We start from the raw sequence: 14817 nt of genomic DNA on the forward strand, positions 1-14817 counted from the left end.
TACTAACAAAAAGAAAGTATCTTGTATATAGATAGTTATTTGAATGAGCTTGATGCGAGCAGATGTATGCATCAGGAAAGTGGTTATGAGTAACGAACAGTCAGTGCCGCAGTTTACGGATTTTGTGCATCGCTTTATACCCGCTAAGAGCGACGATGAAGCAGGGAAGAAGCTCCCGACATTGCTGCTCTTACATGGTACAGGTGGCAATGAGGATGATCTTCTCGATCTTGGTCGCTCGCTTGTTCCGGGTGCTGCTCTGTTGAGCCCACGCGGGAAGGTGTTGGAGAATGGAATGCCGCGTTTCTTCCGTCGCCTGGCAGAGGGGATATTCGATCTGGAGGATTTGCAGCGCCGTACCGACGAACTGGCGGATTTTGTTAGCGCGGCCAGCGAGGCCTATCATTTTGATCCGACGCAGGTCGTGGCGCTTGGGTATTCGAATGGTGCCAATATCGCTGCCAGTATGCTCCTCTTGCGTCCTGGTATCCTGCATGGCGCTATCTTGCTGCGCGCTATGATACAACTGGTGCCAGATCCTTTGCCTGAACTTGCTGGTATCCCGACCCTGATCCATGCTGGAAATATGGACCCGATTATACCGGTTGCGCAGACCGAGCAACTGGTGCATGTCTTACGGCAGGCTGGAGCATCTGTTACCGAACGCTGGATGAACGTGGGCCATGGTCTGACACGCGAAGATCTGCGCTCAGCCAAAGCCTGGTTACAGAAGACGTATCACATCTAATGCACTGCTATCCTGTCAGGATGCCGAAGAGAATTATTGTTGCCAGACTTTAGCGTTGGTAAAAATGGCGGTTGTCTGAGTATTAGCTGCTGTGTCCAGTCCCGTATCATTGCCAGCCGTGGCAAGCAGGCCAATCGTGCCGCTGGTATAGGTATATGTTTCATCTGTGATCTGTGTAACCTGAACTTTGTTGACGAAAAATGTGAATGTGTCTCCATTGGCCGTTACAGCCAATGTATTGGTCGTGTTTATGCCTGTCTTAAAATTTGGGATAGCCGATTTGCCAAGCTTATAACCGTCCAGGTAATCCGCGCAGTTCGAGCTAACGCACTTTTGAATTGAATAGTTGCCACTACCAAAGAGCTCAAAGAAATAATATGCTTTGCTGGCATTGTTGGCGCGGAAAATTAATCCCCCTCCGCTATAGCTTTGTCCCACAGATGCAAAGGAGAGATTTACCTGATAGGTGAAGTTGGTCAGCATCTGTTGGGTTTGTATACAGGCTGTTGGGAGAAGCGAAGGCGCTATAATCTGGTAGCCCTGAGGACTAAATATACAGGTACCAGTGGTGCTGCCGCTGATATCAGTGCCTTCGGGCCAGTTATGTTGGTTGCTAGTGAGGGTATCGTTTTGAAGCAGTGTGCCGCCACCTGTCTTAAAATAAGGATTGATCCTGGCGATTTTCTCCTGGGCCGTTTGTGTGGCTTGCAGGTTTTTGTTCTCTATGGTCGTCATGGTCGCATGTGTATTGGCCTGACTGGTTGCTGTTGCATTGGCTGCTTGCTTAGCCTGCTGTTGGGCCGCGCTATTGTTGGCGACTGTAAAAATGCTGATGCCACTGGTAATAATTACAATCATAATCAGAATGACAATTCCTGCGGTCGCTGCCCTCATCAGGTTTTTCGGTTTACCTGATGCGCTGCTGGCAGGTATCTGATGAAGGATTATTCTGTCCTCTGGTTTGCGCGCTGGTGCTGTTTGAGGAGTGGTAAAGGCTGGCATATTGGGTCGTGCGTTGCCTGGCTGCGCTGCTGACGCAGGCGTTGAGAGCGCGGAAAAGTCAAACATACCATTCTTAGACAAAGCTGAGGAGGACCAGAGATCAGTTTCTTCCGGTATTGGAAGGGCCGGCAGTGAATTTATATCTACGGTCGTAGATGAACCCTGTTCCCTTTGTTCCTGAGCACGCTGATCGTGTAGCTGTGCCTCATCTGGCTGTGGTGCGATCTTCTGGAAGGGGACAGGGTTGATCTGTGATTGTGCTCCTGGTACGAGCAATACATCTTGTGGCCGAAAAACATGGCTGTTTGAAAGTGGAAATTGTTCCAATGCAGAGGTGGACGTATTGCGCGGAGAGAATTGTTCTGGATGGAATTGCTGCGCTCCTTCTCTGGCGGTGGCCGATTGTTCCGCGAGTTGACGTATCCCAATTACCGAGTTGTTGGGATGCGCATTTTTTGCGGCAGATAGAGAATTCATCGCCATTGAAGCGTTGATTACTTTTGAGTGGATCGCTTCTGGCGCGCCTGCTTCCCTTTGCGTTGTGGTAAGTGTATTGAGCGGCAAATCAAAGGAATATTGCTTTCCGGTGAGACAGGCTTCTTCAAGGGCCAATGCAAAATCGCGCACCTGTGGAAAGCGTTGTTGGGGGTCCTTTTCTAATGCCCGCAGGACAACTTTTTCGATCTCTGCCGGTATCATTGGAACCTTTTCACGAATGGCTGGCGGGGAGGCTAGCACCTGCTGACTGGCAATTTCGAAGAAAGAACCCTGGAAGGGACAACTGCCCGTTAGCCATTCATACGCGATCACGCCAAGTGCATATTGATCGCTGGCGGGTCGTGGTTTTCCTTGTAGCTGTTCGGGTGCCATATAAGCGGCAGTTCCAGCGGTTTCTGTCAATGAGCGCGAAATGGAGTTATAGGCAATTAACGCCAGGCCAAAATCTCCGAGCAACACCTCGTCATTTGGACCCAGCAGCATGTTCTCTGGCTTCACATCGCGATGGATCAACTTCTTATCATGACCATATTGCAGTGCCGCTGCCGTCTGTTTGATATAGGTAACCAGAGGTGCCGGTGGAAGTGGTTTTCCCTGCAGGAAGCGTTGACGAAAAGTGCCGTGCGGAGCATAGTCCATGACCAGGAAGGGAACATTATCCTGGACACCAAAGTCTAACACGCGAACTATATAGGGATGTACCAGATGTGCGATAGTGCGTGCTTCGTTGAGAAAGTTTTGTATGTTATTGTCTCCCAGGCGTACCTGGAGTACTTTGATTGCCGCTTGCGTGCGCAGGTGAATATGTTCGCCCAGATAGACATCGGCAAAGCCGCCCTGTCCTACCCGGCGCAGTATTTTATAGTTCCCTAGTTGTTGACCGATACGGTCTTCCATGCTCATCTCCTTCGGCACGTTAGCATGTAGTTGTCCTCTCATCGTAGAGTAAAACGATAGATAAGTCAAAGTAGTAGTCCATATTGAAGCTTGACAGTACAGAAAGGCTACCAACGTCCTGATATGCGCTTGCTTTCCTTGTTGTATGGATGGCATGCAATTTTCGCATGTTTGCAGCGTTAATCTGGCGACAGGATAATTTATACATGTAAAAATAGTTGACAGTATTGTTCTTCTCTCGTACACTTCATACTATAGGGTATCAGCTGATAGCTTGAGGTAAGGGGGCAGTGATTCGTGAGTAGAATGCCTTGTCCACGGTGTGCTACACCGTTGCCAATTGAGAAAGCGCTATATTGTGCCTGTTGTGGCTGGTCTCTGGCGGCTTCGAGCTCAGAAACCAGCCATGTTCAGGATGATGCTACTCATTCTCAATCCTCTACTGTCCCTGAAGGACAATCTGTGCCTATCGATAATGCAACTATTTCTCAGCCTCGTCCCGAAGATGAGCTTGAGCCGATTGCTGTGGTTGCCACTACTGACGTGCAGCAAGATCCTTTACCTGCCTATGCTTCTGCCACTATGCATTCAGCTTCCACCTATCTTTCGCTCAGTAGACGCAAAGGTGAAATGCATCCACAACCTGCCTGGCAAAAAGTGGTTGAGACACCGCGTCGTCCATCCACAACCTATCCTCCGCGACCGCCAGTACCACTGCATGCATGGCCTGTACTGCGGCATATTCCTTATGGATGGTTGCTATTTCCACGTCTACTGTCGCGTCCACGCTCTTTTTTCTGGCTGAGCTTGCTGGTCCTGCTCTTTCTGATGGCTGGCAGTCTGCTCAGGATCACCCAGTTTTTAGCACCATTGCCGGTTTCCGGTAAGGATAGTCCATCTATCACTGTAAGTCCGCAACCGAATGTCTCGGTTGGAGAACAGTTAACGATCCAGTTAGCTGGTTTTCAGCCAGGCGTAAAAGTCGGCCTATTTCTGGATGAGCATATTCCAATTTTTGATACCCATGGACGTTCGCAATTATTTGTAAAGCAGGATGGAACGTTTATTGACACTGTCACTGTTAGCGAATATTGGGGAGTGGGAACCCATAAGATCAGCGTAGAAGATGCTGATCGACATCAATCTTATGGAACCTCAATCCTCGTTATGGCTAATCTCGGTTCCATATTACCTGCTCATTTTCATCTGAAGGTGGCAAATGAGTTAGATCCTGATACACTCAATCTGGGAGCAGGCGATCAAGCCACAAATTCGATCAGGTCTATCCACTTAACCAATAGTGGCATGGGATTGATATCCTGGCAGGCGAACGCCCAGGCATCATGGTTATTGATAAGCCCACAGAGTGGTAATGTTATCGGTGATGCTCCCGCTGAGGTGAAGATCGCGGTTGACCGTGCTAATCTGGAACCCGGCCACTATACTTCTGATATCACCTTTGCTTCTTCAGCGGGAAATCGCACTCTGCATGTGACTATGCAAGTATTAACCCTGGCCTTTGGACTGAGACCAGTCTTGCAACTAACACCAGCTCTGCTCTCCTTTACCGGAGTGGATGGCGATGTACATCTGGCCCCACAGGTCATTACAGTAAGTAATCCAGGTGAACTTCCTCTGAACTGGCAGGGCAGCGTATCAAATCCCTCCTGGTTGGTGCTCTCTTCCCTGAAAGGACATCTGGACGCGGGTGGCAGTGCTACAACGCAGGTAGAAGTGAACAGTGGCGCACTCCTGCCGGGAAGCTATAATGCGGAGATAAACTTTACAGGGGTTGGTTCTGCGCCGATTAATGCTCAAACGATATATGTAAATATAACGATAAAAGCCGGTTGTAGCCTCAATCTTTCTACGAATGTATTAAGCTTTATTGATGTAGCGCATCAGGCCGCTCCAGCCGCCCAGGCCTTGACTGTAAACCAGACGCCAGGCTGCTCAGTTCCATTAGGTTGGAAGGCGTTGAGTAACACGTCCTGGTTGACGATTGATCAGTCCAGTGGTACCACACCCTCTTCCGTAAAGGTGGAAGTGGTACCGGCAGGTTTACCGGCGGCCCCACAAACTCTCAACGGCTCGATAACCTTTAGTTATGGGCAAAGCACACAGGTTCTCTTAGTCAATCTCACGCTCTCATCGGTGGGGCCACTACTGACTGTGGGCACCTCTACCCTCTCTTTTAGTACCACGCCCGGTATCAATAGTGCTGTGACGCAAGCCTTACCGCTCACTAATACAGGAGATAGTGCTATTGCATGGATGGCCTCCACACAGGCTTCTGGTGGAAACTGGCTTTCCCTCAAAACCTCCTCTGGCAATCTTGCTGCCCGTCAGTCAACCACCTTGCAGGTATCTGCCATGGACCTGTCAACGCTAACTACTATAACGAGCTATGCCGGATTGGTAAAGATCGATGGGCGCTCTGCGCAAGGAAAAACAGTAGAATTATTGATCCCGGTCCAGCTAACGGTGAATGCTGCCTGTACACTCCAGGTTTCGCCTGACACGATAACCTTCAGCAGTTACCAGGGACAGTCAGGACAACCAGACACGGTACACACTGTCGTTATGAAGGCCGAAGGAGCCTGTAAACATAACCTGCAATGGACCGTTACCACTACTACAACTTCTGGTGGAAACTGGTTAAGTGCAATACCGCGTAGTGGGAATCTGGCTCCCAATAAATCCACCGCTACACGTGTAGGCGTGGATTTATCTGGTCTGACACCCAATATATATCGAGGACAGGTACAAATTATCGCCAGAGATAGCAGCAATCCCCATCAGATTATCGCCAGGAAGACGCTGGATGTCTTCTTAAATATGCAGCCGCCATGTACCTTACTGGTACCATCCCAACTGGCACTTAATTTTACACCGGCTACGACTTCCTCAATCCAAACGTTTACCGTAGGCATAACCGGAAATTGTGGCAGTGGAGGCGTCAAAGTCGTTGCCACCGCAGCCTCAACCAATAAGTGGTTTAGCGTCTCTGATCCTGTCGTGATCAGTCGCGGTGGTACCGCGACTTTTAGCGTCACCGCACAAAAAGCAGGCTTAACACAGGCTACTGGCTCAATCTCATTGACCGCACTCGAGGCTGGTATTGCCATTGTGGGTAGTCCTCAGCAAGTGATGGTAAATTTTACTCCTCCGCCTCCACCGAGCTTTACTATAACCGTTTCATCAGCCGTGATCAATGCTGACAATGGGAAACTTTTGCGCTCACTAACCATCGCTAATACTGGTAGTAATGCCCTGACCTGGAGCGCGGCTCTGTTGGGACAGCAAAGCTTTGTCGCCCTACCTGTGTCATCCAATACCCTGGCGGCTGGTGCTTCAGCCACTATCGGTTTACTGGTTGATCCAACAGGTCTGGCGGCTGGAACATATGCTGTGCATGTCGCTATTACAGCCACGGATAGCCAGACTGGTATGACGACGGGTCCAATTGATGTGTTTGTCCCAATCAACATCAATGATACAGCCACACCATCGGCTACCTCCGCCCCTACCGAGGCCCCATCTATTATCCCTCCGCTCGTTCCAACCAACCTGGTCGCCGTCCCCTCGGCTGCTGTTATCCAATCTGTCACCCGGGCAGCCACTCCCTGACCTATGGAATAGGTCTATCACGTAAGAGAATAGCAGTTCGCATAAGATAGATAATCATGTAATTAGTATCTGCTTGCGTAACCGGGGCGACCTGCGAGTGCTTTCGCTTTAGCAATCTCTCCGCTATCGTGAAGCCAATCTTCTTTCTGCTGCTCATCCAATTTAATCGGCGTCTCCATCAGCACTGCGACATGTTGCACACGGGGATCTTGCAGAAGCGTTTGGAGCCCCTCTGTACCGATAATTCCTTCGCCGAGCCGTGCATGGACATCGCGATGACTTCCCAGTGCCTTTTCGGTGTCATTGAGATGAATGACCTGGAGACGCTCTAATCCAAACGTCGCATCACAGGCATGTAAAACCTCCAGGGTTGCGCTGGAGCTAGAGATATCATGTCCCGCTCCCCAGAGATGGGCTGTATCCAGACAGATGCCCAGACGCTGCTGATACTGTGGTAACTGTGCAAGGACTTTGCCCAGATGATCGAAGCTATGTCCAAGCGCATTGCCTGCTCCGACATCATTCTCAAGCAAGAGCATTACTTCTTCTGGTGTAGCGGGCAGGATACGTTCAATAGCTTGCACAATCCGAGCGAGACCGCTCTCCACGCCTGCGCCACGGTGGCTACCGGTATGAAAGACCACATAGCGTGCTCCCAACAATCCACCCCGCTGTAAAGTCCATGTTAGCAGAGTAATTGACTTCTCCCAGATAACCTCATCCGTGGTACCCAGATTAATCAGATAGGGGGCATGGATAACCACAGGATCAAGCTGGTAGGTTTCTACAGCCGCGGCAAAGGAGGCATAGAGGGCCGCATTATCGGCTGGCGGTCGCCAACCTGTGGGATTACTCGCAAAGATTTGGATGGCTTCACAGCCAATCTCTCTGGCTGTTTGAGCAGCCTTCACCAATTTAGAATTCGTAGGCATATGGCGGCCGATGCGCATTACTAATTTAAACCTTCTCTCAAGCGGGATTGCAAAGGGCTGCCAGCCCTTTGCCGGAGTTTGGGATTTTTTGTGTCGAAAAACTTTATTTCTTCCTATTTGCCACAAAAGGATGTCAGGAGTAGAAATCTCTCATAAATTAGTATCCATACATCATGTATTACTCATGCATTGACAGGCTGGGAGGATTATTTCAACCAGAATTGCTGATCTTCTTTTGACATTGCACTGCGAGCAATAGCTTCGCTGAAGCTTTGTTTTTGTGGTCCCTGCTCTGCATTGCTGGCCGCTTCGCGTGTCTGGCGACGGTTCATGCTGATTGCAGGCTGACTACCATTCAGCAGGGTACCAAACTGTTCGGCGCTGACATGGAAGAACTGTGATAGACGCTCAAGTTGGAGTCGGCTCAGGCTGACCAGTTCAATGGCTCCATTTTCAAACTTATTCCAGACATCCACGCTGAGGCGCAAGCCCTGTGCGGTATCCATCTTGCTTAACTTGAGACTTTTGCGTAGCTCGGATAAGGTCGCAAAAGAGCTCTGTGGCTTAAAGACCTGCTTTAGAGCACTCTCCAGGGCACGCTGCGTCACTGGTAGCAGTTCTGCATGCTGATCTACTTCCTCGGCTCCTCCGATAGCCTGGTAGCCAGCAATAAACTCGATCAGTTCATCCTGGTGGGCTGGATGATCCTGAATCAAACGTAATTGAGTCTCTCTGTCACCCGCTTCTTTGGCAGCTATCCATGCCATTTTCAGTTGTCGTAGTTCGGGAGTGTTCATTCGAGTACTCCTTTCTGTTTCCTTTTGTGGTTATTGTGATAATTAAGCTTTATGATGGCTCGTCTTGAAATTCCGCCTAGGTATTTTGTTGAAACGCTGGTTGATAATGATTATGTTGTTCCCTCATCACACATTCGCGCAGATAACCGCGAGCTCGTTCATAGCGCAGGCGTACCGTACGTTCAGTCTTCTTACAGGTCGCAGCAATATCATCCCATTTCAAGCCTTCAATTGCGCGTAACACCATGATCTTGCGATCAAGAGGATCACGCAAATAGGTCAAAATGCGTTGACTCTCAGCCTCGGCGTGCAGCGTCTCGTATTGATCTTCCGGGTCCGCCACATCTGATGCCGGTTGGCTCTCATCATCGGCGGCGGCTGGTCGGATCGTCTCTACCAGTGAGCGTGGCACATGTTGTGGGCGTCCCGCTGGACGGCCTTCGGCATCGCGTCGATAGCCCAGGCCCTCTTGCCGTAAGACCCGGTTAAATTCATCGGCGCACAGACAACGCAAATAATGGATAAAGTTCTGAGTAATAAATATTTCATTGGGATCTTGCGCCTCGCGTAGCAAATGCTCACTCATGTTCGCGATTGCTTCTTCTCGCCATTCAGGACGATGGCTTAAACCCTGTGTATGCCGTTGAAAGGCTGGTGCACAACGCCGTAACAACACTTCACAGAGATAACGAACACCAGCGCTATTGCCTATAGTACCTTGTGCGCGAATAGTGCTAACAAGCTCAATTTCACTAATCTCATAGCGTCCCTCTGCTGTCCGACGGTGTAAGCGCTCGTGAAGCGCGGGATCACTCAAGTCGATCATTCAGTCCCCCCAAAGTAGTACTACGGTGGTTCGCTTACGTTTCTATTCTTTTGCCATAAAAAAAAGCGGCAATTTTTTGTTTGTCTGTTGGTTGGTTCTTGCTACGCCCTTAGCATAGCAGAAATCGAGGTGAGTGGAAAGGATGTCTGATAGCAGGACAGAACAATGGATATTTGACAATTTAAGTTCAATAAACTTAAAATGCTCTATAGTGATGAGATGCAATCTGAATGTGCCGAGGTAACGCATGAATATAACGTCTTTTATAAATACTATCGTGTATATACTTTGCTCTGTTTCTATACTTATTTTTATGGGGCAGGGAATAGGCTATTGCCTGATTCGTTATTTGAAAAAATATCAATGGGCTGCCAGCTACTATACGTTACTATTGAAAATGGCTCCTGCCAGCTCGACGATGTATATCAATCGAAGCTGGGCCTGGCTGGGTGCCCGCAAATTTGAGCTTGCCATCAAAGATTGCAATCAGGCGCTGGCACTGAATGGAAATATGTCGATGTCCTATGTGAACCGTTCAGCTGCTCTGCTTGGTTTAAAGAGATATCACGAGGCGTTACAGGACGCCAACTATGCCATCCTTTTAAAAGGGAAGGGTGTGGCTTATTATAATCGGGGTATGGCTTTAATGCATCTGGGCGAGTTTGAGCGCGCCCTGCTGGACTTCGATCGGGCTATTAAGCAGCGGCCCAACCTGTTGGATCAATATTATGTACGGGCCGCCTGCTCTACCAAATTAAAATACTATCAGGCAGCGATTGAGGACTATACCAGGCTGATTAAGTTTGATCCCAGGGCCTGGAATGCTTACCATAATCGCGGCATTGCCTATCTCTCCCTCAATAATATCGAGCAAGGACTGGCCGATCTGGTCGCATGTTGCCAGGGTGATCCCAAGAACATTGATCATCTTCTGGTACTTGAGTGGTATCAATTTTGTATCGATCCTCAGGTGACTGCCGAGAGAATCGAATACTTTGAACATTTAGCGTTACTTGTGTCAGAAAAAGTGCCCGGTTTTCATCTCCACGCCGGCATCCTTTATTTGCTGCAGGGACAGTATGAGGCGGCTTTAAATAAGTTTGAACTTTATATTGATCAGGGACAATTTTTTAGCGAATCCGGTTATTTCTGGTCAGGCATGGCCTGTGCCGCATCAGGCCGCTATCCAGAGGCACACAGGATGATTGATCATGCCTTACAACAAGGCTTACCTCCATTCTTTCTTAATGCGCTCGCTCTCCTGAATAATGAGAAGCATACCGCTTTCATTGCGCAGTATCGCCTAAAATAAATCCTGCCATTTTGTGGGGACTGTGTCTGGAGTTGCATTCTGACAAAGTGTCTGGCTTTTATGGCCTTCATACATGAGTTTTCGCACACGAAGTGCTCAAACAAATTTTATTATGTGGTGTGGGAAAATGTATATCGCGCATTTTTGCACTATATAATAAAAAATGTGTAGATGTATAAAAAATTAGTGTATGATGCAAAAAGATTTTTGAAGCTTTTTGCATCATACACTAAAAAGGGTGCAGGCGCGTGAGCGCCTGCCTGTAAACGAGTAACAAGTTCCCGCTGGTATTGGGGAGCTTACAACAGCAAATACTTCTTTAGATGGTATCGAAGAGGCTGCTGACGGATTCTCCGTTGTGGTTGCGGCGAATGGTTTCGGCAATCAGGGGTCCGAGTGAGAGCACTTTCATATTGGGTAAGCGTTTCTCTTCGGGAATTGGCACGGTGTTGGTGGTGACAATCGCTTCAATATCCGGCTGTGCGCGCAGGCGTTCGATGGCTTTGCCTGTAAAGAGACCATGGGTGCAGGCAACGAAGATGCGGCCTACTCCACGTTCGCGGACGTGCTGTAAGATTTCGACAATCGTACCGCCATTGGCAATTTCGTCATCGATGATGATGACATCCTTGCCGGAGACATCTCCTACAATGCTGTCGATAATGACTTTGTCGTCGCTGATACGTTTCTTGCTACCGGCGGCAACTGGCATATTGAGCATACGTGAGAAGGTAGTAGCTGATTTGGCGTTGCCCAGGTCGGGTGATACGACAATTCCGTTCGTGAGATTATAACTGCGGAAATATTTTGCCAGCACATTCAAAGCATTCAGGTGATCGGTTGGGACGCTGAAAAATCCATGTACTTGAGGAGCATGGAGGGCAACGGTGATAATGCGATTAGCCCCTGCGGTTTGCAAGAGATCGGCGACCAGTCGGCCCGCAATAGAAATACGTGGCGCATCCTTTTTGTCTGAGCGAGCATAAGCATAGTAGGGTATGACTGCGGTCAGGCGTGCTGCCGAGGCACCGCGTGCTGCGTCCAGCATAAATAATAATTCCATCAGGTTTTCCTGGACGGGGGTCACCAGAGGTTGTACGAGATAGACATCACTCTCACGGCAGTTTTCATTCATTTGAACATACAGGCAGTCGTTGCTGAAGTGCTGAATGTGGTTGGGTGAGAGTTGCAAGCCCAGATACGCACTGATTTCCCGGGCTAACTCTTGATGAGCGCTACCGCTGAAAATAGTAATGTCGCGCATAGATTTATCCTTATATTCCTACTTTGTTGTGCTATGAGACAAGAGGGCACAAAGTATGAAAGAAAAGAGCATGAAAATGCTTTTCTTTCTCGATTATAGTTGCGAATTCACATTTGCTATTGTGACACCTGTGTCAATCTAGCGTCAAGAAGAGTTAACTTAAAGTCCTCTTTCTAAGTGCCGCCTGCGGCGGCGGGAGGGGGATTTTTTCGGGGACACCCCGAACCCCGGCAAAGGGCTGGCCGCCCTTTGCAATCCTACAGAAAGATCTGCAGCGGGTGGCAAAGAGTTCGTAGTCCTTTGCAATCCTACAGAAAGATCTGCAGCGGGTGGCAAAGAGTTCGTAGCCCTTTGCAATCCTACAGAAAGATCTTTCGAGGCGGCGAACTTTTTGCCGCTTCGCAATCCTGCTTCAAATTTAAAGTAATAGCATGGCATCTCCGAAGCTGAAGAAGCGGTAGCGTTCTTGGATGGCTTCCTGGTAGGCTGTTTCCATAAACTCTTTGCCCATAAAGGCGCTGACGAGCAGCAGTAATGTGGAGCGTGGTAAATGGAAGTTTGTGATCATGGCGTCAACCAGTTTATATTTGCGTCCAGGCGTGATAAAGAGGCGCGTGCTGCCCTTAAATGGAGTGGTCTCGTCCTGTCCCTCTTGTAGGCTGGCGACACTTTCGAGGACGCGTACAGATGTGGTTCCGACGGCGATGATGCGACCACCTGCTTTGCGTGTGGCGTTGATCAATTCAGCGGTAGGTGCATCCAATTCAATCTCTTCGCTGTGCATTTTATGTTCGCTGACATTTTCCTCTTCTACAGGTCGGAAGGTGTCGAGACCAACATGCAGGGTTACGAAGCCTGTGCGTACGCCTTGTTGCCGTAAGCGCTCCAGTAACTCTGTGGTAAAGTGGAGCCCTGCAGTAGGAGCGGCGGCTGAACCACGAATACGCGCATAGACAGTCTGATAGCGCTCTTGATCCGCCAGGGATTCGTGAATATAGGGCGGTAGCGGCATGCGTCCGATTTCGTCGATGCGTTGACGCACGGTGAGGATCTGATAGGGATCATTGCTGGCGTCGTTTGGCTCCTGGGGCACCCAGAAGTGGACGATGCGTCCACCGGCCTCGGTGCGCTCTTTGATCTCGGCCATTAAACGCGGTGCCTGGCCGGTTGGACCAAAGTGGATGAGCGCGCCTTCGCGTAAGCGGCGCCCAGGACGAACCAGTGTTTCCCAGTGATCGGGTCCTTTTTCGGTGCGCTCAGCCAACAGGAGCACCTCGACGGCTCCGCCTGTCTCGGCACGTTGTCCAAGCAGGCGGGCCGGGATAACTCGGCTCTGATTGGCGATCAGTAGATCACCGGGACGTAGGTACTCACCAATATCGCGGAAGTGACGGTGTTCCAGGGTCTGATCTGCCCGGCGGGCGACCAGTAAGCGTGAAGCGTCACGAGGCTCAATTGGTGTCTGAGCGATCAATTCTAATGGTAAATCGTAATCAAAATCACTTATTTTGAGGATATTATCCACGAACTCTGTCCACCTTCTCCACCTGGTGCTGTGAGACCGAGATGTTCATATGCTGCACGCATAGCTACACGGCCACGTGGTGTACGGGCTATAAAACCTAATTGTAACAGGTAAGGCTCATAGACATCTTCAATTGTCTCTGAATCCTCACTGGTGCTGGCTGCCAGGGTATCCAGGCCAACCGGGCCACCATTAAACTTCTGAATAATCGTCATGAGCATATTGCGGTCGGTTTGATCCAGACCGATCTCATCGACCTCCATGGCATCCAGAGCGGCCTTCGCCACCTCATGGGTAATCACGCCATCCGCCCGGACCTGTGCATAATCGCGTACGCGTTTGAGCAAGCGGTTAACAATACGGGGGGTACCGCGTGCGCGGCTGGCGATTTCCGCAATGCCATCCTCCTGGGCCATTACACGCAGGATACGAGCTGAACGCGCCACGATGCGTTGCAAGGCGTCTTGATCATAGTATTCCATGCGATAAATAGCGCCGAAGCGGTCGCGTAACGGGGCTGTCAGAGAGCCAACGCGGGTTGTCGCGCCGACGACGGTAAAGGGAGGGAGATTCAGGCGTAAGGATCGCGCGCTGGGACCCTTGCCAATCATCACATCGATGGCGAAATCTTCCATTGCTGAGTAGAGCCGTTCCTCTACCGCACGTGCCAGCCGATGAATTTCATCGATAAAAAGGATTTCCCCTGGTTGGAGTGAGGTCAAAATCGAGGCCAGATCCCCGGCATGCTCGATAGCTGGACCGGAGGTTGTTCGCAAGTTCACGCCCATCTCGGCGGCGATAATATTGCAGAGCGTCGTCTTACCCAGTCCAGGCGGACCATAGAGCAGCACGTGATCAACCGATTCATTGCGGCGACGTGCAGCCTCTAACAGGATACTTAGATTTGCTTTGATTTTTTCTTGACCGACGTATTCAGACAGGTGATGAGGACGCAAGCTACCTTCGATAAGCTCTTCCTCTTCGCTGACATTTGATGAAACGAGGCGGTCCCCCATATCACTCTCCGCTTTGAAACTAGTGTTCTACAATGCTTCGTTTCAATTATATCAGAGTTTACCATTGACGTCGAGTTGGCATTTGAAACGTCAGCGCCTCCCTATCCTCATTTGTGGGATCGGAGGCGCAACCCGTAGGAGCCACCCTTCACGGGTGGAGAGGCATTGCAACCTCGCCCCGAAGACGTGCCAGATCAGGCAGACATGAGAACGGGGTGCAAGAAGATCGTTGCCCTCCACCCGTGAAGGGCAATACCGCTTAAATAGCGAGAAGCGGAGGAGATGAATTCTGTAGAGACCGACGAGGAATGGGTTGCAGGAAGTCGGCAAAGGTGGTGTTCTTCAAGGTGATGTTTTGATGCTTTGGTTT

At 49.9% G+C, this 14817-nt stretch carries 10 protein-coding genes; 3 read left to right on the forward strand and 7 right to left on the reverse strand.

Annotated features, from left to right (window positions below; translation table 11 throughout):
• The first annotated feature begins 85 nt into the window (after positions 1-85).
• Complete coding sequence (locus F1593_RS01615; RefSeq protein WP_149399663.1) at positions 86-748, forward strand: alpha/beta hydrolase; 663 nt, start codon at positions 86-88, stop codon at positions 746-748.
• Between the two features lie 33 nt (positions 749-781).
• On the opposite strand, the gene F1593_RS01620 is transcribed toward F1593_RS01615, so the two are convergent.
• Positions 782-3145, reverse strand: coding sequence for a serine/threonine protein kinase (locus F1593_RS01620; protein ID WP_172631782.1), 2364 nt, complete (start codon positions 3143-3145; stop codon positions 782-784).
• A gap of 306 nt (positions 3146-3451) precedes the next feature.
• Between F1593_RS01620 and F1593_RS01625 the strand changes: the two genes are divergently transcribed.
• Complete coding sequence (locus tag F1593_RS01625; protein ID WP_235932461.1) at positions 3452-6775, forward strand: BACON domain-containing protein; 3324 nt, start codon at positions 3452-3454, stop codon at positions 6773-6775.
• Positions 6776-6837: 62 nt separating this feature from the next.
• Here the strand turns inward: F1593_RS01625 and F1593_RS01630 are convergent, their stop codons facing one another.
• From F1593_RS01630 to F1593_RS01640, 3 genes are all read right to left on the reverse strand, one after another.
• A complete protein-coding gene (locus F1593_RS01630) occupies positions 6838-7725 on the reverse strand; it encodes a deoxyribonuclease IV (protein WP_149399669.1) in 888 nt (295 codons plus the stop codon).
• A gap of 188 nt (positions 7726-7913) precedes the next feature.
• Positions 7914-8504, reverse strand: a complete 591-nt coding sequence (locus F1593_RS01635; RefSeq protein ID WP_149399671.1) for a helix-turn-helix domain-containing protein — start codon at positions 8502-8504, stop codon at positions 7914-7916.
• A gap of 76 nt (positions 8505-8580) precedes the next feature.
• Positions 8581-9330, reverse strand: coding sequence for an RNA polymerase sigma factor (locus F1593_RS01640; protein WP_149399673.1), 750 nt, complete (start codon positions 9328-9330; stop codon positions 8581-8583).
• Between the two features lie 247 nt (positions 9331-9577).
• Between F1593_RS01640 and F1593_RS01645 the strand changes: the two genes are divergently transcribed.
• A complete protein-coding gene (locus tag F1593_RS01645; RefSeq protein ID WP_149399675.1) occupies positions 9578-10642 on the forward strand; it encodes a tetratricopeptide repeat protein in 1065 nt (354 codons plus the stop codon).
• 319 nt (positions 10643-10961) lie between these two features.
• On the opposite strand, the gene F1593_RS01650 is transcribed toward F1593_RS01645, so the two are convergent.
• From F1593_RS01650 to ruvB, 3 genes are all read right to left on the reverse strand, one after another.
• Positions 10962-11906: a ribose-phosphate diphosphokinase gene (locus F1593_RS01650; protein ID WP_149399677.1), complete on the reverse strand. Its 945-nt coding sequence runs from the start codon at positions 11904-11906 to the stop codon at positions 10962-10964.
• A 418-nt stretch (positions 11907-12324) separates the two neighbouring features.
• Positions 12325-13431, reverse strand: coding sequence for a tRNA preQ1(34) S-adenosylmethionine ribosyltransferase-isomerase QueA (gene queA / locus F1593_RS01655; protein WP_235932458.1), 1107 nt, complete (start codon positions 13429-13431; stop codon positions 12325-12327).
• On the reverse strand, positions 13410-14447 hold the full coding sequence (gene ruvB, locus F1593_RS01660; RefSeq protein ID WP_149399679.1) for a Holliday junction branch migration DNA helicase RuvB: 1038 nt from the start codon (positions 14445-14447) through the stop codon (positions 13410-13412). Before ruvB ends, queA begins: the two co-directional genes overlap by 22 nt.
• Positions 14448-14817 lie beyond the last annotated feature (370 nt).

This window comes from Dictyobacter arantiisoli (genome assembly GCF_008326305.1).
GTDB classification, from domain to species: Bacteria; Chloroflexota; Ktedonobacteria; order Ktedonobacterales; family Ktedonobacteraceae; genus Dictyobacter; species Dictyobacter arantiisoli.

What these genes read in the sequence shown, in the direction of transcription:
- F1593_RS01615 (WP_149399663.1), top strand. Translation starts at nt 86, where the DNA reads ATGAGTAACGAACAGTCAGTGCCGCAGTTTACGGATTTTGTGCATCGC.
- F1593_RS01620 (WP_172631782.1), bottom strand. Translation starts at nt 3,145, where the DNA reads ATGGAAGACCGTATCGGTCAACAACTAGGGAACTATAAAATACTGCGC.
- F1593_RS01625 (WP_235932461.1), top strand. Translation starts at nt 3,452, where the DNA reads ATGCCTTGTCCACGGTGTGCTACACCGTTGCCAATTGAGAAAGCGCTA.
- F1593_RS01630 (WP_149399669.1), bottom strand. Translation starts at nt 7,725, where the DNA reads ATGCGCATCGGCCGCCATATGCCTACGAATTCTAAATTGGTGAAGGCT.
- F1593_RS01635 (WP_149399671.1), bottom strand. Translation starts at nt 8,504, where the DNA reads ATGAACACTCCCGAACTACGACAACTGAAAATGGCATGGATAGCTGCC.
- F1593_RS01640 (WP_149399673.1), bottom strand. Translation starts at nt 9,330, where the DNA reads ATGATCGACTTGAGTGATCCCGCGCTTCACGAGCGCTTACACCGTCGG.
- F1593_RS01645 (WP_149399675.1), top strand. Translation starts at nt 9,578, where the DNA reads ATGAATATAACGTCTTTTATAAATACTATCGTGTATATACTTTGCTCT.
- F1593_RS01650 (WP_149399677.1), bottom strand. Translation starts at nt 11,906, where the DNA reads ATGCGCGACATTACTATTTTCAGCGGTAGCGCTCATCAAGAGTTAGCC.
- ruvB (WP_149399679.1), bottom strand. Translation starts at nt 14,447, where the DNA reads ATGGGGGACCGCCTCGTTTCATCAAATGTCAGCGAAGAGGAAGAGCTT.